The sequence below is a fragment of the Paramagnetospirillum kuznetsovii genome (assembly GCF_003284725.1).
GTDB lineage: Bacteria > Pseudomonadota > Alphaproteobacteria > Rhodospirillales > Magnetospirillaceae > Phaeospirillum > Phaeospirillum kuznetsovii.
The window spans coordinates 99,688-122,145 of sequence record NZ_PGTO01000006.1; the positions used below are offsets into that span (position 1 = coordinate 99,688).

Below are 22,458 nucleotides of genomic sequence, written 5' to 3' on the forward strand. Positions count from 1 at the left end.
CATACCGTGAGTGTTTCCCCCTCCGATCCTTCTGCCCTGGCCAAAGGTGTTCTGGCCGGTGAGCGCCGCGCCCTGGCCCGCGCCATCACCTTGATCGAATCCACCCGGCCCGACCACCGCGAGGCGGCCGAGGCGCTGATGCACGACCTGCTGCCCCACACCGGGCGCTCGGTGCGCATCGGCATCACCGGGGTACCCGGCGCGGGAAAAAGCACCTTCATCGAAAGCTTCGGCCTGCATGTGCTGGCCGAGGGCAAACGTCCGGCGGTCTTGGCGGTCGACCCGTCCAGCCCGCGCTCCGGCGGCTCCATCCTGGGCGACAAGACCCGGATGGAAGAGCTGTCCCGCGATGCCCGCGCTTTCATCCGGCCCAGTCCCTCGGGCTGCACCCTGGGCGGCGTCGCGCGCCGCACCCGCGAGGCCATGCTGGTCTGCGAGGCGGCCGGCTTCGACGTCATCGTGGTGGAAACGGTCGGCGTCGGTCAAAGCGAGACGGCGGTGGCCGACATGGTGGACATGTTCCTGCTGGTTCTGGTGCCCGGCGGCGGCGACGAATTGCAGGGCATCAAGAAGGGTATCGTCGAACTGGCCGACGCCATCGTGGTCAACAAGGCCGACGGCGACCTGGCCAAGGCGGCCGCCAGGGCGGCGCGGGACTACAAGAACGCCCTGCATCTGCTGGCGCCCTCGTCACCGCACTGGACGGTGCCGGTCCTGACCTGCTCGGCCATGGAGCGCAGCGGCATCGACGATGTCTGGACCATGGTGGCGGGCTATCGCGATACCATGGACAAGGCGGGAGCCCTGGCCGAACGCCGCTCGGCGCAGGCCCATGCCTGGATGTGGAGCGAGGTCTCCGAGACAATGTTGCAGGCGCTGCGCGACGACCCGAGAGTGGAGAGGCTGCTGCCCGACATGGAACGCGCCGTGGCCGAGGGCCGCATGGCGCCGGGGGCGGCGGCACGCCAATTGGTCGAAACCTTCCGACTTCCCTTGGCGCGGCCGTGATAATCAGGCTATCCTTTGCCGCAATGCACCCTTGTCTGGATTAGAAATGTCGCAGCCGCTCAATGATACCCAGATCCTGAAGCGGGAGCTGGTCGGCCTGTTCGGCCATATGCAAAAGATCCGCAAGGAGCTGGCGGCCTTGAATCCGCCAGGTTCTGCCGATCACTTCGGCGGCATGTCCGAGCAGCTCGACGCCATCGTCGACGCCACCGAAGGCGCGACCAACACCATCATGGAAAGCATGGAATCCATCGACACGCTGATGGGCGAGGCTCGCGCCCTGGCGGTGGAGAATCCGGCCCTTGGCGAGGTGTTCGACAAGGTCACCGACAAGGTCAACATGGTGTTCGAGGCCTGCTCGTTCCAAGACATCACCGGCCAGCGCATTTCCAAGGTGGTCAACATCCTCAAATTCGTCGAGGAGCGCGTCAACGCCATCATCCTGACCTGGGGCCGCGATGAACTGACCAAGGTGGTGGTGGAGATCAAGGAAGAGGATCCCGACAAGAAGCTGCTGCACGGGCCGCAACTCAAAGGCCAGGGCGTCACCCAGGCCGATGTGGACAAAATGCTGGGCCAGGACGCCATCGACAAGCTGTTCGGGTAGTCTTTTCATTTGCCTCAAGCGCCGACGAGGGCGCCCGCCTTCTTGGCTCTCCTCGCTTATGCTTTCGCTCCATATGAATGAGCCATCGCAGAGATTCCTGCTTGACGGCGGGGCTTCGGCCCCTTAAAAACGCGGCTTCCTCCGGCACCCGTCCGGCCTCCTGGGCCGTCGATGAGCCGGCGAACGATATGAAGTGAGGATTTTCAAAATGGCACGTCGCTGCGCCATCACCGGCAAGGGCGTTTTGACCGGCAACAACGTCAGTCACGCTAACAACAGAACCCGTCGTCGTTTTCTGCCCAATTTGCAGGAAGCCTCGCTGGTGTCCGACGCGCTGGGTCATGCCGTGCGCATGCGTCTGTCCACCAATGGACTGAAGACCGTCGAGCACAATGGCGGCATCGACGCCTATCTGCTTTCGGTCTCCGACAGCAAGCTGTCCGCCGAGGCGCGCCGCCTGAAGAAGAGCATTCTGCGCGCCCTGGCCAGCAAGCAGGCCAACGCCGCCTGATTTCAGGCTCGGTCGACGAGATTTAAGGGCCTGCGGTTTTCCGCAGGCCCTTTTGTCGTTGCGGAATCTGAGAAATAGAGCGGGCAGGATGCCCGCGAAAAGCGTCCTAGATCAGCTTTTCCGCCTTCAGCGCCGCCTGTACGCCGGGTCGTGCCTTGACGCGGGCGGAATGGGCGACAAGGTTCGGCCAGGCGCTCACATCCATGCCGATGCGGGGCAGCCACGAAAACACCGTGAACAGATAGCCGTCGGCGACGGTGAAGGTCTCGCCCATGACGAAGGGGCCGTTGCCCACCGCCTTGTCGGCATAGTCCAGGCGGCGGACCAGAACCGTCTTCAGCGCCGCCTTGCCCTCGTCGGGCATGGCCGGATTGAACTGGGCGCCGGTGGTCTTGTGCAGTTCGGTGGCGATGAAGATCATCCATTCCACCAGCTTCAGGTATTGCGGCGTGCTGGCGGCGGGGGCCAGATTCTTGTTGGGCGCCATGGCGGCGATGGCCAGGGCGATGGCGACGCCCTCGGTCAAGGTGGTGCCGTCGTCCAGGACCAGGGCGGGGATATAGCCCTTGGGGTTGATGGCGAGGAAGTCGGCGCCGGACTCCGTCTTCTTGGCCACCAGATCCACCGCCTCGATGTCGAAGGCGAGGCCGGACTCATGGAGGGCGATATGGGTGGAGAGCGAACAGGCGCCTTGCTTGTAATAGAGCTTCATGGGGGGTCTCCGATCACGAATCCGTGGGAACTTCGTTCAGCGCGCCGCAGCTGCACCGATAGAGCAGCTTCACCGCCATGGTCCTGATGGGAACCATGTGCATCATCTCGCGGCCGCAATTGCCGCAAAAGGCGTTGTCGCCTTCCAGGCCCATCATGGCGACGCCGGTATCCATGATTTCGCGGCCCTGGGCGAAGACGTCGGCCACGACCTTGAGGGTGATATCAGCCAATTCAGCGGTCCTTTCTTGCTTACCTAATATCCTGCCACCGATCCGTCGGAGCGGGGGTCGGCGGCGCCCTCGATCATCCCGTCCGCCCGGCGGCACAGGGCGCCCGCATGACCCAGCAGTGAATCCCAGTCGCCCACCACCTGTATATCATGACCGGCTTGGCGCAGGCATTGGACCAGGGCCGGGTCGAGACGGGCCTCGACCTGAATCCCCGATCCGGGCGTGCCGTCCAGGGCGCGGCCCAGCGCCCAGCGCGGCGCCGAGACCGCTTGTTGCAGGCCTTGGCCGAACAAGGCGGCGCGGGTGAAGACTTCCGCCTGGACGATGGGCTGCGAATCGCCGCCCATGGTGCCATAGACCATGGTGCGTCCGTCGCGCAGCCGCGCCAGGCCGGGCGACAGGGTGTGGAACGGCCGACGGCGCGGTTCCAGGACATTGCGATGATTGGGGTCCAGGCTGAACGAGGAGCCTCGGCATTGCCAGACGATGCCGGTGTCTGGCAGGGTCACACCAGAGCCGAAGGCGTGGAACAGGCTTTGGATATAGCTGACCGAGCGGCCTTGGCCATCCACGACCCCCAGCCAGACGGTATCGCCGTCGGTTCCATCGCCAACGGTCGGACTTGCGCGCTGGCGGTCAATCCCGGCGGCCATGTGGTTCAACACGCCATCGGTCAGATAGGTCGCGGCATGCACCGACATGCGTGCCGGGTCGGTCACATGGGCGTCGCGCACGCCGTGGGCCAGCTTGGCGGCCTCGATCAGGCCGTGGATATGGTCGAAGCCCTCGGCCTCGGTGACGTTCAGGCGCTGGAACAGGCCCAGCAGGATCAGCGAGGCCAGACCCTGGGTGGGCGGCGCGGTGTTGAACAAAGTGCCACTGGGGATGCCCAGCGACAGCGGCCTGCGCCGCATACCCCGGTGGCGGGCTAAGTCCTCGGCCCGCAGGGGGCTGCCCGCGGCTGCCAGCCCGGCGGCGTTGGCGCGCCCGATCTCGCCCCGATAGAAGTCGTCCAAGCCGACCGCGGCCAATCGCCTGAAGGTTTCGGCCAGGGCGGGTAGGCGCAGGAGTGTTCCGGCGGGCGGCGGCTTGCGCTTGACCAGGAACTGGTCGGCGAATCCCGGCTGATCCTTCAAGGCAGCCATGTTGCGCAAGCTCGCCGCCGACTGGTGGGCGCTGACCGCGAAGCCGTTCAAGGCGGTGTCCATGGCGTCTTCGAACAAGCGCGACAGCGGCAGGGTGCCTCTCCAATGGGCCGACACATCCAGCGCCAACTGCCAGCTAGAAACGGCGCCCGCCACCGTGTTGGCGGACAGGGGGCCGCGTGTCGGCACCGCGCCGAGCCCTCGGCGGCGATACAGATCGACGTCGACCTTGGCCCCCGAGGCCCCGGATCCGTCGATGGAGACGGGCGGCTTGCCCGGCTCGGCGATCAGCCAGAAGGCATCACCGCCCAGTCCGGTCATGTGGGGATAGACCACGCACAGCATGGCGGCGGTGGCGATGGCCGCCTCGATGGCGGTGCCGCCGTCGCGCAGAACCGCCAATCCCGCCTGCGAGGCCAGATGGTGGGGCGAGGTGACCATGCCGCGATGGGCCATGGGTGACTGCAACATTTCGGGGGGCTGTCCTTCGGCGCCGATTGCGGGCGATTGTTGCGAAAATGACCGTCGCCGTCCAGAGTGGTCGTAGCGACCGTCCTTCCACCCGAGAGAATTCATGGAACTCGATCCCGCCTTCCAATCCACGCGCGCCATCGGCTGGGAGGAAATCCATCATGATGCCAGAGCCCTGGCCCGGATGCTCAAGTCGAAAGGCCCTTTCCTGGGGATCGTGGCGGTGGCGCGCGGTGGTCTGGTTCCGGCGGCCGTGCTGGCCCGCGAGTTGGAACTTCGCCATGTGGACACCATCTGCATCGCCAGCTATGGCGACGGCACCCGCCAGCAGATGTCGATTCTGAAGCGGATCGAGGGCAGCGGCGCCGGATGGTTGGTGGTGGATGACCTCGTCGATACCGGGGCGACGGCGCGGGCGGTCCGCGCCATGCTTCCCGCCGCCCACTATGCCACCTTGTACGCCAAACCGGCCGGGCGACGGCTTGTGGATTCCTATGTATCGGAAATGGACCAGGACGTCTGGCTCATCTTTCCATGGGATGCGCCGGATCGCGTCTGAGCCTATATACGGAAGTCGAAGCTTCTATTCCTTACATTTTCAGGCATTATTGCACTTCCAAATTCGAACAGCTCTATGATAGCGTTGAGATAGATCAATTAGAGTCTTCACTGATAAAGGGTCGCCACCCATGACGATGATCACCGTCCGTCCCTACAGTCAGGCGCTTGACCGGCTTCGCGCCGTGGGGCTGCGTCCGACTCGCCAGCGTCTGGCGCTGGCCCGTCTTCTGTTCGACGGCTGTGATCGCCATATCTCGGCGGAGCAACTGCACACCGAGGCGCTGTCCAGCAATATCCGGGTGTCGCTGGCCACCGTGTACAACACGCTGCATCAGTTCACCGATGCCGGTCTGCTGCGCGAGATCGTGGTGGATGCCGGGCGGTCCTATTTCGACACCAATACCAGCGATCACCACCACTTCTTCTACGAGAAGAGTGGCAAGCTGTGCGATATCCCGGCCGAGCTGATCGCCGTGTCCAAGATTCCAGATGCCCCCGCCGGTCTGAATATCAGCCGGGTCGAGGTCATCGTCCGGGTGGACGGCTGAACCGCCCACCTCTCTTGTGAGCGAACCGGAACGGGGCGTCCCTTGGGGCGCCCTTTTTCGTTCAGGACAATGGATGTTGCCGTCCGTGGCGCACTCGAAGTATCTGCACCGTCGCTTCCTTGATGCGGTAACGGATCACATACGGCCAGATCACAGGCAATTCCCGTCGGCCTTGGGCGATTGGGCGGCCTCGCTCCGGAAAATCCCGAAGGGAATCGGCGGCATCGCGCAAGCGCTCCGCCATCTCGCAAGCGGCCATGGGATTGAAGGCTGAGATATAATCGTAAATTCGTGCGAAATCGCGAAGCGCCGACGGTGACCAGGCTATTCGCATGTGGGCGGTGGCAGTTTGTTGCCCTTCGCCAGTTCGGTAAGCCAAGAGGTTACACGGACATGGGATATGCCGTGACCACTGTCCAATTGCGCTTCCGCTTCACGCAGCGCCTGTTCTTCAACTGCCGCGTCGTCGACGTCGAATATTGAGGCTGGCTCGGCCAAGGTCGTATCCTCGGAATGGAATGCACCCATATCATATCAGCAGCGGGTCTCCGCCCGCCAGATATTCCGCTATTCCAGTTCCAACGCCGCTTCCACCACGTCGGGATCGTCGGACTTCTGGCGCAGGAAACCGCATTTGAGGGCGAGGCGGACCATGGCGCTGTTCTCGGCCATGATCTGGGCGTAGATGGCCTTGGTGCCCCGGCTTTTCTGATAGCGGATGATCTTGTCCATCAGCATGGAGCCCAGGCCGGTTCCCTTCATGTCGGAGCGCACCAGCACCGCCAGTTCGGCCCGTTGGTTGTCGGGGTCGGTGACCGTGCGCACCACGCCCAGGGTTTCCGGCTGGCCGTCCTTGCCCAGGCGGCTGGCGATGAAGGCCATTTCCCGCTCGTAGTCGATCTGGGTGAGGCGCGCCATCTGGTGATGGTGGATCTGGCGCACCTGGCCGAAGAAGCGCAGCCGCAGATCCTGGGGCGTCATGCGGCCCATCAGGTCGGCATGGGCGGGCTGATCCTCGGGGCGGATGGGGCGCAGGGTCACGTTCGATCCGTCGTGCAGCCGCGCCGGTTCCTCCAATTCCGCCGGATAGGGCAGGACGGAGAAGTGGCGCAGATCGGTGTCTTCCCATGGGGCGACCCGGATGCGGGCGTCCAGCGCCAGCACCCCGTTCTCGTCGGCGAACAGCGGATTGATGTCGCAGGCGACGATTTCCGGGTTGTCCACCAGCATGGAGGACAACCGCACCAGCACCTCGGCGATGGCGTCGCGGTTGGCGGCCGGGCGGGCGCCGGTGGCGTTCAGCAGGCGCGACACCCTGGTCCGGGCGATCACACCCCTGGCCAGCGGCAGGTTCAGGGGCGGCAGACCGACGGTGTGGTCGCGGACCACCTCGACGGCGCGGCCGCCTTCGCCGAACACCAGGACGGGTCCGAACAGCGGATCGCAGGCGATACCGGCCACCAACTGGCGGGCATGGGGGCGAAACACCATGGTCTGGACGGTGAAGCCCTCGACCTTGGTGCCGGGGCGCTGCGTCTTGACCCGCCGCAGGATGCCCTCGGCCGACTGGCGCACCGCCTCGGCGGTTTCCAGATTTAGGGCGACGCCGCCGATATCCCATTTGCGCGCCAGATCGGCCGCCGCCAGGGTCAGCGCCACCGGATAGCCCAGGGTCTCGGCGGCCTTGACGGCATCGTCCACGGTCTTGGCCAGGAGGGAGGGCTGCACCGGAATGCCATAGGCGCTCAGCATGGCCTTGGCGTCGGGCTCGTTCAGCAGGCCGCCCGGCGTGGTCAGGCCGCGCTCGACGATCAGCCGCGCCGTTCCCTTGGCGGCGGCGACACCGGCCAAATGGGCGGGCGGCGTTTCCATCAGCATGTCCTGATTGCGCTGATAGTTGACCTGATGGCGGAAGGCGCGGACGGCGCGGCCGGGAGTGTCATAGGTGGGCAGGCCCGCCTCGGCGAACAGCTTGCGGGCGGGCGCCACCGCTTCCTCGCCGACCCAGGAGGTCAGCACGGCGCCGCCGAAGCGGCGCTGGGTATCGATCACCGACTGGGCGGCCTCGACCGGGTCGGACATGGCATTGGGGGCATGGACCACCAGGATGGCGTCCACCTCTTCGGCCTCGATCAGGACGCGCAGGGTCTCGGCGTAACGCTTGCCAAGGGCGTCGACGCCGAGATCGACCGGATCGTCTGCGGTCCAGCCGCGCGGCATCAGGGCGGCCAGCTTGCGCAGGGTTTCTTCCGAAAGCTCGGCGATCTGGCCGCCGTCGGGATCGCCCATCTCGGCCTTGGCCATCATGGCGGTGCCGCCGCCGTTGGACAGGATGGCCAGCCGGTTGCCCTTCATGGGCTTGGCCCGCGCCAGGGTCTCCACCGCGCCGAACAACTCGTTGATGTCGTTCACCCTGAGCGCGCCCGCCCTTCGGATGGCGGCGTTGAAGGCGTCCTCCGGCCGCGCCAGGGCTTCCGACAGGAAGGTTCCCAACTGGTGGTCGTCGGGAACCCCTCCGGCGCGCACCAGCAGCACCGGCTTGTTGCGGGCGGCGGCACGGGCGGCGGCCATGAAGTTGCGCCGGGCTCCGATGGATTCGATGTAGAGCAGGATGGCCCGTGTCTGATCGTCGTTGGCCAGATAATCCATGACATCGGCGAAGTCGATGTCGTCGCTTTCGCCCAGGCTGACGAAATGGGAAAAGCCGATGCCGCGCGGCCGCGCCCAGTCCAGCACGGCGCTGCACAGCGCGCCCGACTGGGACACCAGCGCCACTTTTCCCGGCAGCGCCGAGATATGGGAGAAGCTGGCGTCCAGTCCGATACGTGGCACCAGCACGCCCAAGCTGCCGCGCCCCAGCAGCCGCAGGTGATGCGGGGCGGCGGCGGCTTTCATGGCATCCTTGTCGGCGTCGGCGGCGATGACCACGGCGGCGCGGGTTCCGATGCGCCCCAGCGACTCCAGCATGGCGGGAACCACCGCGCCCGGCGCGCACAGCACCGCCAGATCGGGCGGCAGCGGCAAGGAATCCACGTTGGGATAGGCCAGCACGCCGGCCACGGCGCGATGGCGGGGATGCACCGGCATGATGGGCCCCTTGAAGCCGCCCGCCAGCAGGTTGCGCATGACCACCGCTCCCGCCGAGCGGGGCCGGTCCGAGGCGCCGATGACGGCCACGGAGGTGGGTTCGAAAAGATAGGAGAGATTGCGAATGCTCATGGTGCTTCCGGTCTGGCCTCGGGCGGCGAAAAATGCAAGGAGGAAGTGCGGGCGCGGGCCTTTAAGTCCGCTCCGCCATGGTCTATGGTTCGGCGGCGATGGTCCTGTCTGATTTGAAATGCGGTGGTTTCATGCGGTACGCGGCTTTTTATCTGGTGGCGATGTTCCTGGGCTTCGCGGCTCCGGCCAAGGCGGCCGACGAAGCCCCGCCGCCCGCCTTGGCGCAGCCGCTGCCCGCCGCCGCCGTAGCGTCGCCCGTCGAGGAGACTCCCGGGTTCCAGGCCGTGCGGACCATGGAGGCCCCGCCGCCGGTCGCGGCTCCCGTCGTGATTTCAGAGCCGCCGCCCGCACCGGCGGTTCCCGTGGTGGCGGCCCCGCCGCCGCCGCCACCACCACCGCCACTGGCCGCTCCGACTCCCGCCATGTCCATGGATGCCTTCAGCATGCCAGCCGGTTGGCTGTCGGCGCTGATGCTGGTGCTGGGCGCCGCCATTGCCGGCTGGACCGGCACCGTGGTGGCCAAATCGCTCTATCAGCGCGACGAGGACCGCCGTCTGGCGGCGGTGCGTTCAATTCTGGGGGTGGAATTGGAAGCTCGGCGTCAGGCCTTCGAGGCGGTGCCGGTCCCCCCCAATGCCGAAGCCGGTGTTTCCTTCGTCTCGGCCGTGGCGGCGCTGGCCGACATGGATACGGGCTGGCGCGCTGCCCAGGCATCGCTGCATCTGCTCAACGACAAGCAGGCGAGCCATCTTTCGGTCCATTACAGTGCGGTGCGCTATGTGGCCAATTTCGTCAAGGGCCAGTCCTTCGCCGCCGCGCTGCGCATGCTTCAGGCCAACCGCATCGGCGGCAATCCGTGCCCCGACCCGGCGGCCATGCGCGAGGCCCATGTGGAACTGGCCGCCGCCTTTCGGGGCGTCGACAAGATCATCCAGGGCCTGAAGGGCTGATTTGCGGCCGGGACGGCCGCGCCCCCAGTATGACTTGGAGCGCGGGCTTCCAGACCGCTCCCGCTCTACCGTTCCCGGAACGCCTCGTGCCGCAGCTTCAACACCGGCTTGACCAGGAATTCCATCACCGATCGGGTGCCGGTATGGATTTCCACCGTGGCCTGCATGCCGGGGCTGATCAGGCGCTTGGCCGATTCCTCGCCGATATAGGCCCGGTCGGTCTGTACCACCACCCGGTAATAGGGCTGGGCGTTGGGCGTCTGGGGGATGGTGGTGTCGGGCGCGACTAGGATCACGTCGCCTTCCAATCCGCCATAGGTGGTGTAGTCATAGGCGCTGATCTTGACGGTTGCCCGTTGGCCCAACTGGACATAGCCGCGATCCATGGGGCTGAGCCGCGCATCCATCTGCAGCCGTTCGTGCAGCGGCACGATTTCCATGATGGGGTCGCCCGGCTTGACCACGCCGCCGATGGTGTTGGAGCGCATGTTCTTGACGATGCCGTCGATGGGGCTGAGCACGGCGGTGCGCCGCTGCTGGTCGGTGGCCTGGGTCAGCAGTTCCTTGTGACGGGCGATATTCAGCTCGGCTTCCGACATCTCGCCCTGGGCGGTGCGCTGGAAGCGGGCCTGTTCCTCCTCCAAGCGCGACTTGGCTTCCTGCTGGGAGGCCTGGGCGCGGGGAATGGAAGCGTGGATGGATTCCAACTGCCCCTTGAGGTCTTCCACCTGGCTTTCCATCTGGACGTGGTCCATGCGCGACGCCAGCCCGGATTTGACCAGATCCTTGGACATGGTGAAGCGTTCCTGGGCCAGCCGCAGGCTGGTGGTGATGGAGCGCTGCTTGGTCTCGTATTCCAGCACTTCCAGACCCTTGCCGCGCACTTGGTCCTGGAGCACCGACTGCGAGGCCTTCAGGGCCTGTTTGCGGGCCTCGTAGGAGCGGCGCTCGGATTCCACCAGGGCGGGCTGGCGCTTGGCCTCGGCCTCGGGAAAGACCAGCGCCTCGCCGGTCAATTCCGCCTGGAGCCGGGCGCGCTGGAGGATATAGCCGTCCAGGCGAACCTGGAGCTCATCCTTGTTGAGCGAACTGACGGGCAGTTCGATCTGCATCAGCGGCGTGCCCTCCTTGACCTCGTCGCCGTCGGAGACGTGGATCTCGCGGATGGTGCCGCCTTCCAGGTGCTGGATGACCTTGACCTTGCCCTCGGGCACCACTTCGCCCTCGGCCACGGCGACCTCGTCCAACTGGGCGACCATGGCCCAGACGATGAAGATGCCGGTCAGGGTCATGACCACGCGGGCCATGGGCCGCCACGTGGGCAGCGGATAGGAATTGGCCAGCCGGTACAGGCGGGCGCCGTGTTCGGGGGCGTGATAGTCCTGCTGCGGCGCCGGTTCGATGGGCCGCATGGAGGGCAGGAACCAGTCGATGACGGCGCGGATCACACCGCGCCGCTTTCCCCCTTCCGGCGCCGCGAACAGCCAGACCACGAAGCGGCCCAAGGCGCCGAGGCGATCCAGGACTTGGCGAATGGTGGAGGGCGGCGGTCCGGGCGGTCCGCCCGGCGGACCTCCACCGCCTCCCATGGCGCCCAGCATCTGCATCATCTGCTCTTGGGTGATCTGCGGCGGAGCGGTAGGCGCGGGTTGGCCGGTCATTGGCCGCCTCCGACGCCGATGCGGATGCCCGAGCCCAAGGGCGCGGCGGCCTGGGTGCTGATTCCCTGGGGAACCGGCGCTGTCGGCTGCGGCGCGGCGGGGCGCACGCCGAACAGCCGTTGCAGGGTCTCGGCTGCGGGACCGGCCGCCGCCACCGCGCCCTTGTCCAGCACCACCACATCGCGGCAGATGGGCAGCAGGACGGGGCTGTGGGTGACGACGATGACGGTATGGGTCTTGGCCAGTTCGGCCAGGGTGGCGCGCAGGTCTTCCTCGGCCTGGCGGTCCAGGCTGGCGGAAGGCTCATCCAGCAGCAGCACGGGCGGATCGCCGATCAGGGCGCGGGCGATGGCGATGCGCTGGCGCTGACCGGCCGACAGCCGCGATCCCGCCTCGCCGATGGAGGTGCCGTAGCCGTCGGGGAGGTCGACGATATATTGGTGGACGCCCGCGATCTGGGCGGCGGCCAGGATGGCCTCGTCGGTGCAGCCCGGCGCGCCATAGGCGATGTTGTCGCGGATGGAGGCGTTGAACAGCACGCATTCCTGCGGCACATAACCCATCCAGCCCGCCAGTTCGGCGCGGGTGAACTGGGCGATGTCCGAGCCGTCCAGCAGCACGCGCCCCTTGGCCGGGTGATAGAGGCCGAGGATGATCTTCAGCAGGGTGGTCTTGCCGCTGCCGTTACGCCCCAGGATGGCGGTGATTCCGGCGGGGCGGATTTCCAGCCGGTCGATGGCCGAGGCCGCCTGACTCTTCTGGTCATAGGCGAAGGAGATGTCTTCCAGGGTGATGAGGCCGCTGGGACGCTCGCGCTTGATGGCGCTTTCGCGGCGCTCCTCCGGCTCGGCGAAGACCTCGCCCAGGCGCTCCACCGACTGGCGGAATGACGAGAAGGTCTTCCAGGCGCCCACCAGCTGGTTGATGGGACCGTAAAGGCGCGACGACAGCATGTTGCAGGCCACCAGGGCGCCCATGCTCAGCTCGTGGTCCATGATGAAGATGGCGCCCACCGTGGTCAGCGCCGCGCTGCCCAACTGGGTCAGCATCTGGCCCACATTGACAAAGGCGTCGGCGCTGGCGCCTCGGTGGATGGATTGTTCGATGGTGCCGGCCTGACGCTCCTCCCATAGGGGGCGAATGGCGCGGTCCAGGGCCACCGCCTTGACGGTGCCGCGTCCGGCGATGATCTCGGCCACCAGATTGTCGCGGGCGGACTGGACGTTCTTTTCCTTGCCGGTGCTTTCGGCCATGGAGTTGCCCGATTTCCAGGCCAGCACGATGAAGGCGGCGAACAGCACCAGGAACACTACCGCCAGCGGACGGCCGATGACGAAGATGACGCCCAGGAAGATCATCACGAAGGGCAGATCGGCCAAAAGGATCGCGGTTGCGCCCGACACGGTATTGCGAATGGCGTCCACGTCGCGGAACAGGGTCTGCCAGAACGAGGCCGGGCGGCTTTCCAACGTCCTGAGCGGCAGATGCATGACCTTGTCGAACAGCTTGGTGCCGATTTCCACGTCGATGCGCAAAGCCGCCGTCTGCATGATGCGCCCGCGCGAGGTGCGGATGATCCAGTCGAAGGCCAGCAGGCAGGCGACGCCGATCACCAGACCCTTGAGGGTGGCGGTGCCGTTGTGGCCGATCACCCGGTCATAGACCTGCATCACGAAGATGGGGACGGCCAGGGCCATCAGATTGATGAACAGCGAGGCCGTCAGCAGCTCGCGCATCATGGGGCGCAGCGGCTCGAGGATCGGCTTTAGCCAAGATTTCTTCTCGGTGCTCATATTCCCATGATTTGCGCCCGCGCCGACCGGTTATGCAAATGGAAATTTGGCGGGCTTGATCTTGTTTCCATAAGACGAGAGGGATATTCGGTAACGAATTATGATGGATGTTATATCCATGATTTGATATTTGTCACCTCGGCCGCTTGGGGCGGTTTGGAAAATGGGGGATGTCATGGCTGCGGAATCCAAGTCGAATATGCGTATCGGTCAAAGGCTGTGGCTTGGCTTTGGGATCTTGTGCGGGCTGATCGCGGTGGTGGTGGGGACCATCGTCTACGAGGCCAACGGGGTTCGCACCGCCACCGAGCGGGTGATCGGCTTCCGCATGCCGGTGGCGCAGACCAGCACCTCCATCGAGGGCGAGATGTTCGCTTCCCTTGCGGCGCTGCGCGGCTATCTGCTGACCGGCAACGACAGCTTCAAGGTGGAGCGTGCCGATTCCTGGCGGGAGATCGACCAGGATATGGCGACCATGGATAAGCTGGCGGTGCGCTTCACCAATCCCCGTAATATGGAATTATGGAAAGAGTCCCGCGAACTGTTGCTGGGACTGAAGGCGGCGCAGGGCAAGGCCGAGGCTCTGGGCCAGAGCAAGGAAGCCGTCGAGGTCTTGGTGGGCGAGGCGGTTCCCAAGGTCCGCCGTCTGGTGGTTCTGCTGCAAGGCGAGAAGGGGACTGACGGTCGGCGTTCCGGCGGCATGATCGACAATCAGCACAAGATGCTCGATATGGATTCCCAGATCGTGGAATCCATGGTGGGCGCCATGGTCACCATAGGCTTCGTCGCCCTGGCGGTCGGTCTCGGCCTCGCCTTTCTCATCGCCCAGCGGACCACGGCCAGTATCGTGCCGCCCCTGGCCGCCATGACGAAGGCCATGGAAACCCTGTCCAAGGGCGATACCGCCGTCGAGATTCCGGCCCAGGGCCGCACCGACGAGGTCGGAGAAATGGCGGCCGCCATGGCGGTCTTCCGTGCCAACCTGATTCGCCAGCATGAATTGGAAGAGGCTCAGCGCAAGGCTGACGAGGCCCAGCGTCAGCGCGCCGCGCGCATCGAGGCGCTGACCAATGACTTCGATCACGCCGCCAGCGAGATGGTGCATCTGGTGGCCAGCGCCGCCAGCCAATTGCAATCCACCGCGGGCTCCATGAGTTCCACCGCTACCCAGACCAGCCATCAGGCGACCGCCGTGGCGGCGGCGTCCGAGGAGGCGTCGGTCAATGTTCAGACGGTGGCTGCCGCTGCCGAGGAACTGTCCAGCTCCATCAGCGAGATCGGCCGCCAGGTGGCCCATTCCAGCGAGATTTCGCGCAATGCCGTCGGTCAGGCCTCCGAGGCGGGCGAGGCGGTCAACCAACTGGCGGGGACGGTTCAGCGCATCGGCGAGGTGGTCAGCCTGATCAACGACATCGCGGCCCAGACCAATCTGCTGGCGCTCAACGCCACCATCGAAGCCGCCAGGGCGGGTGACGCGGGCAAGGGTTTCGCCGTCGTCGCCAACGAGGTCAAGACCCTGGCCAATCAGACGGCGCGGGCCACCGGCGAGATCGGCCAGCAGATCACCGCCATTCAGGAACAGACCCGTCGGGTGGTGGACACCATCGGCAGCATTGTCCATGTCATCGAGGAGATCGGCCATATTTCCGCCGAGATCACCGATGGCGTCAACGCTCAAAGCGCCGCCACCCAGGAAATCGCCCGCAACGTCGAACAGGCGGCGGCGGGCACCACCGAGGTCAGCAGCAACGTGATCCAGGTCCAGACCGCGGCCGACGAAACCGGCGCGGCGTCGCGGGAAGTCCTCGACGCCTCCCAGTCGCTGGCCCTGCAGTCCACCAATCTGAAGGGAACCATCGACCAGTTCCTGGGCAATGTGCGAGCGGCTTAGCAGGGTGCGGAAAAACTCCGTCATTCCCGCGAAAGCGGGAATCCATGCATCAGCCACTCAATATCGTGTAGCTAAAGCCCAGTCTTGCATCAGTATGGACCCCCGCCTGCGCGGGGGTGACGATAAAAAGGGGGCGGGAAGGCGTTTTTCCGCACCCTGTTAGGGGGGCGAGGCGCCCGCGCTCCGAGGCGCCCGCGCTCCGAGGCGCGTTGGGAGCGCGGCCGCCCTCGGCCGCAGACGACGCTCACCGGCTCCGCTTGACCTCATAGGCCTGAAGGTGGCAGCGCGCGACCCGCAGCAGCGGCGTCGCCATGCCGACCGCCTTGGCGCGGTCCACCATGTGGCCGATGATGTGTTCGCCCTCGGTGCGGCCTCCCGCTTCCAGATCGCGCAGCATGGAGGCGGTCTGGCGCGATTTGGGATCGGTGTTGAAGCCCAGCGCCAGCTCCCGCGCCGCCGGACGGGGGGCATGGCCGGCGGCGGCGGCGACCGACGCGCATTCCTCATACATTTCCCGTGTGATGGCGTCGCCCTCATCGGCGGCCATGATGGCGCCGATATCGGCCCGCATGGTGCAGGTCATTCCGGCCATGGTGGCCAGCAGGGTGTATTTCTCCCAGGCCTCCTGCATCAGGATCGGGCTATGGACGCTGTCGAACGCCGCCTTCGCCATGACAGCGGCGATGGCCTCGGTGCGCGGGCTGGTGTCGCCGTCGCGCTCGCCGAAGGTCAGGCGGTGGATTTTTCCCATGATGACCACTTCGCCCTCGGGGCCGAGCGTCGCGAAGATGTGGCATAGCCCGCCCAGCACCCGATCGCGGCCAAAGGCGGCGTCCAGCGGGCCGTAATGGGCGAGGCCGTTGAGGATGGGCAGCACCAGCGTATGGGGGCCGACCGCCGGAGAGATGGAGGCGATGGAATCGTCCAGGTCATAGGCCTTGCAGCTCAGGATCACCAGATCCCAGGTGCCAGACAGGCTGTCGGCGGTGACCGTCTTCACGGCCAGCGTGGCATCGCCGGTGGGGCTCTTGATGACAAGGCCGGTCTCGGCCAGCTTGGCGGCGCGCTTGGGCCGCACCAGAAAGGTGACATCCGCCCCCGCCTCGGCCAGTCGCCCCCCGAAATAGCCGCCGGTTCCGCCCGCGCCCAAGACCAAGATCCGCATCATCCATCTCCGGTATTACCAGTTGGGCGACGGTACCCGAGGCCAATGGGCCGGGCAACGAAAAACCCCCTCCCGGCAAGGGGAGGAGGGAGCACGGTCTGATCCGCCACTTCAGAATCGGCACGGACCTACCAGCCGGGGATACCTCGGCTGCGGAATAGACAATACGAGTGAGATGGCCTGTCGCCCGGCGATTGAGGGACTCAATGGAGTTGGAAAAAGGCCATCCCACGGGGTGGCCCTTTTTTCATTCCCGGGGACGGTCCGCCTTGGCCTTGGCGCCATGGTGCTCGACGAAATGCCACGCCAGCAGGGATGGCAGCCCCAGCACCAGTTCGCGGCCGCGCTTCAGCAGCGACAGCGCCAGCGCCAGCTCGGTCGGCAGGCCCAGCAGGGCGCCGACGATCACATAGCCACCCTCCTGCAGGCCGATAGCGGCGGGGACCACGAAAGCGACGCTGCGAATGGCGAAGATGACGCTTTCCATGGCCAGGATGTCGTCCAGGTCCAGGGGATGCCCCAGCAGTTGCATGGCAATCCAGGCCTCGGCGGCTCCGGCGACCCAGGCCAGCACATGCCAGAATACCGACAGGGCGAGACGGCGCCGGTCGTCGTAGAGAAGGTGGATGGCCGCCCGGACGCCGTCCTCGGCGTCGGGGGCGCTCCAGGTGCCGGGGGCCAGCCTGGACGGCAAGGTCTCCAGGAACCGCATCACCGTGGATTTCTGCAGGGCGATGAAGGCGATGATGCCGGGAATGCTGATGGCAAGGGCCATCAAGGCCCAGCGGGTCACTTCGGAATTGGGAAAGTTCACCATCCACATGGAGACGCCCAGCAGGCTGAAGATGACCTGGGCGATGGCTTCGGCGGTGACGTCTACGATCATGACGGCGCTGGCTTCCGAGATCCGCATGCCGAGGCCGGCCATCATGCGGATGCCCGCCACCTCGCCCGCCAGCGGGACAAAGGCGGCCAAGTCGCCGACGCCGTCCTTGATCCAACGGCCCAGGATGAAGAGATAGGCCGGGTGCCCCGATTGCAACGCCGCCCAGCTCAGGCCGCACAGCGCCACCGGCAGGATGTGGTAGGCCGCCAGGATCATCACGCCGCTCCATCCGGCGGCATCCAGCGCCCCCGTGACGTCGCCGAAGCCTTCGCGCAACCACCACGCCAGTCCGAGGATGACGGCTATCAGGCTGACGCGAAGCAGGGCGGCTTTCATGCCAACCGCGCCTCGGCGGCGAAGGTGGTGAGCTCGATGCCGAGATCGCGCACCCTGGCGCGGTTGGCGGCGTCGGTCAGGGCCTGGTATTCCTCAGCCACCAGATAATGGGGCGGCATGGGGCGCAAGTCCCAGTGGCGGGTGGCGGGGTGGAGGTAGATTTCCGACAGCCCGTCGGGCAGCACGTCCATGAACGAGCCGACCCGTTCGGCCGTCATGGCGCCGCTGTCGTTCAGCCCGAAGGCGCGGTCGTTGATCACCAGCCCCCTCGCCCTGGCCGCCTTGCGCATGCGCCCTGCCCGCCGCCAGTGGAAGATGCCGTTCATCAGCCGCAGTCCCGGCTTGTCGCCCCGCGCCTTGTAGGACAGCAGCGGCGGCTCGAACGGAATGCGGATGCCCGGCGCGCCGTATTCCACCGCCAGATCCAGCACCAGATCGAAGACCGTCGGGTGCTGGTGGTAATGGTGATGGAAATCCACATAGGCCAGGGGCAAGCCGGTGGCCTTGAACTTCTCGAACTGGGCCCGCATCTCGTCGCGCACCTGACGCCGCGTCTTGGGGCTGAAGAAGATGGCGATGCCGAGGCGGACCAGATCCAGGGTGAACAGCCCGTCCGCCCCGACCAGATCGGGAATCCGCGAGGGCGGCAGGGCGGGAACGCCGTCCACCAGGGTCACATGCAGTCCGACGCCCAGGCTGGGCAGACGGCGGGCGCGCTCCACCGCATCTTCCACCGCCGCTTCGTTCACCATCAGGCTGGCGGCGGTCAGGATGCCGTTGACGTGGCCATCCTCCACCGCATCGTTGACCGGGATGGAACGGCCGAAATCATCGGCGGTGACGATCAGACGCTTGCTCACGTCTTGGGCTTTCCGATCAGGTGGAAGATGGCGGGCAGCACCACGAAGGTCGCCGCCACCGAAGTCCCCAGGGACAGGAACAGCAGAATGCCCATGGACGCGGTGCCCAGATGGGGCGACACCGCCAGGCTGCCGAAGGCCGACCCGGTGGTCAGGGCGGAGAACAGCACCGCCCGGGTGGTCGGCGATTGCAGGTGTTCGGTGACGCCGTTGCGCCAGTTGACCACGAAATAGATGTTGAAGGCGACGCCGATGCCCAGCAGCAGCGGCAGGGCGATGACATTGGCGAAATTCAGCGCCAGACCGATGCTCTTGGCCACCAGAACGGTGCACATGGCGCCCATGACCAGCGGCGCCACCACCAGCACGGAATCCAGCACCCGGCGCAGCATCAGGCCAAGCAGCAGGCTGATCACCACCAGCGCGCCTGTCCCCGCCATGGCGAAGGCCTGGATCACCACGCGGCCGGATTCCTCCATGGCGATGGGGGCGCCCGCGATCAGGGGCGTCACGCCGCGAACGGCCTCGGCGAAGCGGTTGCGCGCCTCCTGACTGCCCATGTCCTCCTTGGGCGTGACGCGGATGCGGGTGCGGCCGTCGGGGGCGATCCAATCCCGGCGCAGATCCTCGGGCAGGTTTTCCAGCGTTACCGGCTCGGCGCTCAGGGTATTGCGCAGGCTGCCGACCAGCGTGCCGATCCCGGCGACGGCGCCTTGCAACTTGACCGAGGCATCGGGGCCCGCCGTGGCGATCTTGTCCAGATGGGCCGCAAGGCTTCGCGACGGCTTATGGTCGGGCGCCACCGCGGCCAACTGCGCCGCCACCCTGGCGATGGCGGCTTGAAGGTCATCGGCGGTGGGGGCGGGCAGCGTCTTGGCGGGCGACAGGGTCGGGCCGAGGACGGCGGCGAGATCACCGATGATGACCAGCTTCTCGTCTTGATTGTCGGGGACGAAAGCCTCGACCGTCATCACCCGGTGGACCAGGGGCAGAGCCTCGAACCGGGCCACGATCTTGGCGGAGGCGTCCAGCGAGGGCGCCAGGGTTTCTACCGCATAGACGCCGGAATCCGGGTCTTTGGCCATTTCCAGGAAGGTCGCCACCGCCTCGACTTTGGGGTCTTGCAGATGCAGCGGGTCGAAATCCAGCGGCAGACTCGGCAACATCACCGCGCCGACCAGGCTCAGGAGACCGGCCCCCCAGACGATGGGCTTGGCGTTGCGCTTCAGCCAGCTATCGGCTGCGGCCAACGGGAGGCCTACCGGTTCCTTTTCCGGCAGCGGCTTCAACAGGGCCAGCAAGGCGGGCAGCAAGGTGAAGTCCGTCACCAGGGCGATGACCATGCCGCCGCCGGCGATCAGGCCCAGTTGCGACACGCCGGTATAGGCGGTGGGCATGAAGGACAGAAAGCCCACGGCGGTGGCGATGGCCGCCAGACTGAGCGGCGCCGCCATGGCCGAAGCGGCGGTGGAGACGGCGGCGGCCGGGTCGTCGCTCTCAAAGCGGGCGGCCCGGTACGCGGTGACGAATTGGATTCCGAAATCCACCGCGATGCCGAGGAACAGAACGGCGAAGGCCACCGAAATGGGATTCAGGCTGCCGACGGTGGCGGCGGCGAAGGCGGCGGTGGCGGTCAGGCCGAACACCAGACTGAGCATGATGGCGGCCACCACGCGCCCCGAACGCACGCCCCAGAACAGCAGGCCCACCACCATGACCACCGAGAGCGGGGCGGAAATCTCCATGCCTTCGCTGACGGTGGCGAAATTGGCGTCGGTCAGGGCGACCTGACCGGTCAGACGCAGGCTGAAGCCGTGCTCCGGCGTCAGGTTCAGGCGCTTGGCGGCGTCGCGGATGAAGGCGCTGGCCTCGGCGCCGGATTCCAGTGCCCCGAAATCGAGCTTGGGTTGGGCCAGCAGGAAGCGGCGCGGCTGGTCGCGGCGCGAACCACCGCCCATCAGCGACTGCCAATCCATGGGAACCACCGGCTTGCCGGTGGCCACCGCGCCGGCGGCGCGGTCCAATTCGGCGAACAGCGGTTCCAGATCCTCGGGCCGCGCCTGACCATGGGCGACGCCTTGCAGGATCAGCTCCACGGTGGATAGCAGCCCACGCAGGCTGGGATCGCGGGCGATGGCGCCCAGCATGGGCTGGGCCTGGATCAGCTTCTCGGCGATCTCGCTCAGTTCGGCGGGCGACATGAACAGCAACCCATTGCGGCGGAAGAACATCTCTTCCGGCGGACGCTCCACCGCGACGATCAGTCCCTTGCTGTGCCCGAGGGCTTCCTTGAGGGTTTCCACCGCCTCTTCCGCCAGTTCGGCGGTGGGGCCGTCCAGGATGACCACCAGCTTTTCGGTTTGCTGCGGAAAGGCGGCATCGATGGTGCGCTCCATCTTGCGAAACGGCAGATCGTTGGAAATCAGCTTGTTCTCGTCGGTGTCCATGCTGAGATGACCGGCGGCGTATACCGCCAGCAGAACGGACGCGACCGCGGCGGCCAGCACCACGCTCCAGGCGTGCCGCCAACACCAGTCCACGATGAAAACCGCTAAACGTCGCAACATAAAGGTCGTCCGGCACCGAAATTCAAAATGTCGGCCGGACTGTGCCCGCATGGCGCGGCAAGAGCAAGCCTCTGGTGAGGCTATTGGGCATGATCGGGTCCGCAGGAAGGACGAATTCGACCGAGAATCGACTTGGGCTCTTGCAGATTGCGTTGGCATACCCATGCTGTAGGATACTGAGTATCAAAGCCGGAGTTTCCGGCGAAAAAAGACACCCAAGGAGACGTCAATGCAAAGACGGAAATTCTTGACGACCGCCGCCGTCGGCGCGGCCGCCAGCACCATCGCCGCGCCCGCCATCGCCCAAACCATGCCAGAAGTGAAATGGCGGCTTGCCTCCAGCTTCCCCAAGAGCCTGGACACTATCTATGGCGGCGGCGAAGTCCTGGCCAAGCGGGTGGCCGAGGCCACCGACGGCAAGTTCCAGATTCGCGTGTTCGCCGGTGGCGAAATCGTTCCCGGTCTGCAAGTTCTTGATGCCGTCCAGAATGGCACCGTGGAATGCGGCCATACGGTCAGCTACTACTATGTGGGCAAGGACGCCACCTTCGGCTTCGACGCCTCCATGCCGTTCGGCACCAATGCCCGCCAACAGAATTCCTGGCTGTATCACGGCGGCGGCTTGCAGTTGATGCGGGATTTCTTCAAGACCTACAACATCATGAACTTCCCCGGCGGCAATACCGGCACCCAGATGGGTGGCTGGTTCCGCAAGGAAATCAAGACCGTCGAGGATCTGAAGGGCCTGAAGTTCCGTATCGGCGGCTATGCCGGCAAGGTTCTGACCAAGCTGGGCGTGGTGCCGCAGCAGATCGCTGGCGGCGATATCTATCCCGCCTTGGAAAAAGGCACCATCGACGCCGCCGAATGGGTCGGCCCCTATGACGACGAGAAGCTGGGCTTCAACAAGGTGGCGCCCTACTACTACTATCCCGGCTGGTGGGAAGGCGGCCCCAACGTCTCGGTCCTGGTCAATCTGAACGAGTGGGCCAAGCTGCCCAAGCATTATCAGGCGGTGTTCGAATCGGCTTGCGCCGAGACCAATATGGACATGCTGACCAAGTACGACGTGCTCAATCCGCCCGCCCTGAAGCGTCTGATCGGCGCCGGAACGCAATTGCGGCCCTTCTCGAAGGACATCATGGTTGCCTGTTACCACGCGGCGCAGGAAACCTATGCCGAGGAAGCGGCCAAGAATCCGGCGTTCAAGAAGGTGTTCGATCACTGGACGGCCTTCATCGCCGAGCAGCATTCCTGGTTCCGCGTCGCCGAAGCCGGATTCGACAGCTTCATGATGTACGGCCTGCCGAAGAAATAGGCGGGTCGTCACTTCCG

The 22,458-nt window shown here is 65.8% G+C and carries 20 protein-coding genes; 8 read left to right on the top strand and 12 right to left on the bottom strand.

What is annotated here, in order from left to right:
• Positions 1-6 precede the first annotated feature (6 nt).
• The 3 genes from meaB (at position 7) to rpmB (ending at position 2,126) form a co-directional block, all read left to right on the top strand.
• A complete protein-coding gene (gene meaB / locus CU669_RS10120; RefSeq protein WP_112144279.1) occupies positions 7-1,008 on the top strand; it encodes a methylmalonyl Co-A mutase-associated GTPase MeaB in 1,002 nt (333 codons plus the stop codon).
• A gap of 46 nt (positions 1,009-1,054) precedes the next feature.
• Positions 1,055-1,615, top strand: a complete 561-nt coding sequence (locus CU669_RS10125; RefSeq protein WP_112144281.1) for a protein phosphatase CheZ — start codon at positions 1,055-1,057, stop codon at positions 1,613-1,615.
• Positions 1,616-1,823: 208 nt separating this feature from the next.
• Positions 1,824-2,126 carry a 50S ribosomal protein L28 gene (rpmB, locus tag CU669_RS10130; protein WP_112144282.1) on the top strand — a complete coding sequence of 101 codons (303 nt, stop codon included), beginning with the start codon at positions 1,824-1,826 and terminating at the stop codon, positions 2,124-2,126.
• 106 nt (positions 2,127-2,232) lie between these two features.
• Here rpmB and gstA read toward each other — a convergent pair whose 3' ends face one another.
• Genes gstA through CU669_RS10145 form a run of 3 tightly spaced genes read right to left on the bottom strand, consistent with a single transcriptional unit; the run spans position 2,233 to position 4,686 of the window.
• Positions 2,233-2,838, bottom strand: a complete 606-nt coding sequence (gstA, locus tag CU669_RS10135; RefSeq protein ID WP_112144284.1) for a glutathione transferase GstA — start codon at positions 2,836-2,838, stop codon at positions 2,233-2,235.
• A 13-nt stretch (positions 2,839-2,851) separates the two neighbouring features.
• Entirely contained in the window at positions 2,852-3,070 is a 219-nt protein-coding gene (locus tag CU669_RS10140; protein WP_112144286.1) for a hypothetical protein, read from the bottom strand.
• Between the two features lie 23 nt (positions 3,071-3,093).
• The gene (locus tag CU669_RS10145) at positions 3,094-4,686 is read right to left on the bottom strand and encodes a gamma-glutamyltransferase family protein (protein WP_112144287.1); all 1,593 of its coding nucleotides are present in this window, start codon (positions 4,684-4,686) and stop codon (positions 3,094-3,096) included.
• Between the two features lie 103 nt (positions 4,687-4,789).
• Between CU669_RS10145 and gpt the strand changes: the two genes are divergently transcribed.
• Positions 4,790-5,245 carry a xanthine phosphoribosyltransferase gene (gene gpt, locus CU669_RS10150; protein ID WP_112144289.1) on the top strand — a complete coding sequence of 152 codons (456 nt, stop codon included), beginning with the start codon at positions 4,790-4,792 and terminating at the stop codon, positions 5,243-5,245.
• A 130-nt stretch (positions 5,246-5,375) separates the two neighbouring features.
• Positions 5,376-5,795, top strand: a complete 420-nt coding sequence (gene irrA, locus CU669_RS10155; protein WP_112144290.1) for an iron response transcriptional regulator IrrA — start codon at positions 5,376-5,378, stop codon at positions 5,793-5,795.
• Between the two features lie 61 nt (positions 5,796-5,856).
• Here the strand turns inward: irrA and CU669_RS10160 are convergent, their stop codons facing one another.
• From CU669_RS10160 to CU669_RS10165, 3 genes are all read right to left on the bottom strand, one after another.
• Positions 5,857-6,129 carry a type II toxin-antitoxin system RelE/ParE family toxin gene (locus CU669_RS10160; protein WP_112144458.1) on the bottom strand — a complete coding sequence of 91 codons (273 nt, stop codon included), beginning with the start codon at positions 6,127-6,129 and terminating at the stop codon, positions 5,857-5,859.
• Positions 6,120-6,293 carry an antitoxin gene (locus tag CU669_RS21100; protein ID WP_146747715.1) on the bottom strand — a complete coding sequence of 58 codons (174 nt, stop codon included), beginning with the start codon at positions 6,291-6,293 and terminating at the stop codon, positions 6,120-6,122. Before CU669_RS21100 ends, CU669_RS10160 begins: the two co-directional genes overlap by 10 nt.
• A gap of 69 nt (positions 6,294-6,362) precedes the next feature.
• Positions 6,363-9,014 carry a bifunctional acetate--CoA ligase family protein/GNAT family N-acetyltransferase gene (locus tag CU669_RS10165; protein ID WP_112144292.1) on the bottom strand — a complete coding sequence of 884 codons (2,652 nt, stop codon included), beginning with the start codon at positions 9,012-9,014 and terminating at the stop codon, positions 6,363-6,365.
• A gap of 131 nt (positions 9,015-9,145) precedes the next feature.
• On the opposite strand from CU669_RS10165, the gene CU669_RS10170 reads away from it, so the two are divergent.
• Positions 9,146-9,964 carry a hypothetical protein gene (locus CU669_RS10170; protein ID WP_239988654.1) on the top strand — a complete coding sequence of 273 codons (819 nt, stop codon included), beginning with the start codon at positions 9,146-9,148 and terminating at the stop codon, positions 9,962-9,964.
• A gap of 65 nt (positions 9,965-10,029) precedes the next feature.
• Here the strand turns inward: CU669_RS10170 and CU669_RS10175 are convergent, their stop codons facing one another.
• Together CU669_RS10175 and CU669_RS10180 are read right to left on the bottom strand one after the other, a co-directional pair.
• The gene (locus tag CU669_RS10175) at positions 10,030-11,625 is read right to left on the bottom strand and encodes an HlyD family type I secretion periplasmic adaptor subunit (RefSeq protein WP_112144294.1); all 1,596 of its coding nucleotides are present in this window, start codon (positions 11,623-11,625) and stop codon (positions 10,030-10,032) included.
• Entirely contained in the window at positions 11,622-13,418 is a 1,797-nt protein-coding gene (locus tag CU669_RS10180; RefSeq protein WP_112144296.1) for a peptidase domain-containing ABC transporter, read from the bottom strand. Before CU669_RS10180 ends, CU669_RS10175 begins: the two co-directional genes overlap by 4 nt.
• 175 nt (positions 13,419-13,593) lie before the next feature.
• Between CU669_RS10180 and CU669_RS10185 the strand changes: the two genes are divergently transcribed.
• On the top strand, positions 13,594-15,309 hold the full coding sequence (locus tag CU669_RS10185) for a methyl-accepting chemotaxis protein (protein WP_239988655.1): 1,716 nt from the start codon (positions 13,594-13,596) through the stop codon (positions 15,307-15,309).
• Positions 15,310-15,553: 244 nt separating this feature from the next.
• Here CU669_RS10185 and panE read toward each other — a convergent pair whose 3' ends face one another.
• From panE to CU669_RS10205, 4 genes are all read right to left on the bottom strand, one after another.
• Positions 15,554-16,477 carry a 2-dehydropantoate 2-reductase gene (gene panE, locus CU669_RS10190; protein WP_322096897.1) on the bottom strand — a complete coding sequence of 308 codons (924 nt, stop codon included), beginning with the start codon at positions 16,475-16,477 and terminating at the stop codon, positions 15,554-15,556.
• Positions 16,478-16,721: 244 nt separating this feature from the next.
• A complete protein-coding gene (locus CU669_RS10195; protein WP_112144299.1) occupies positions 16,722-17,696 on the bottom strand; it encodes a lysylphosphatidylglycerol synthase domain-containing protein in 975 nt (324 codons plus the stop codon).
• A complete protein-coding gene (hpnK, locus tag CU669_RS10200) occupies positions 17,693-18,556 on the bottom strand; it encodes a hopanoid biosynthesis-associated protein HpnK (protein WP_112144300.1) in 864 nt (287 codons plus the stop codon). The genes CU669_RS10195 and hpnK overlap by 4 nt, the downstream gene beginning before the upstream one ends.
• A complete protein-coding gene (locus CU669_RS10205; protein ID WP_112144302.1) occupies positions 18,553-21,123 on the bottom strand; it encodes an MMPL family transporter in 2,571 nt (856 codons plus the stop codon). The genes hpnK and CU669_RS10205 overlap by 4 nt, the downstream gene beginning before the upstream one ends.
• 229 nt (positions 21,124-21,352) lie before the next feature.
• Between CU669_RS10205 and CU669_RS10210 the strand changes: the two genes are divergently transcribed.
• Positions 21,353-22,441: a TRAP transporter substrate-binding protein gene (locus CU669_RS10210; protein ID WP_112144304.1), complete on the top strand. Its 1,089-nt coding sequence runs from the start codon at positions 21,353-21,355 to the stop codon at positions 22,439-22,441.
• The last annotated feature ends 17 nt before the right edge of the window (positions 22,442-22,458 follow it).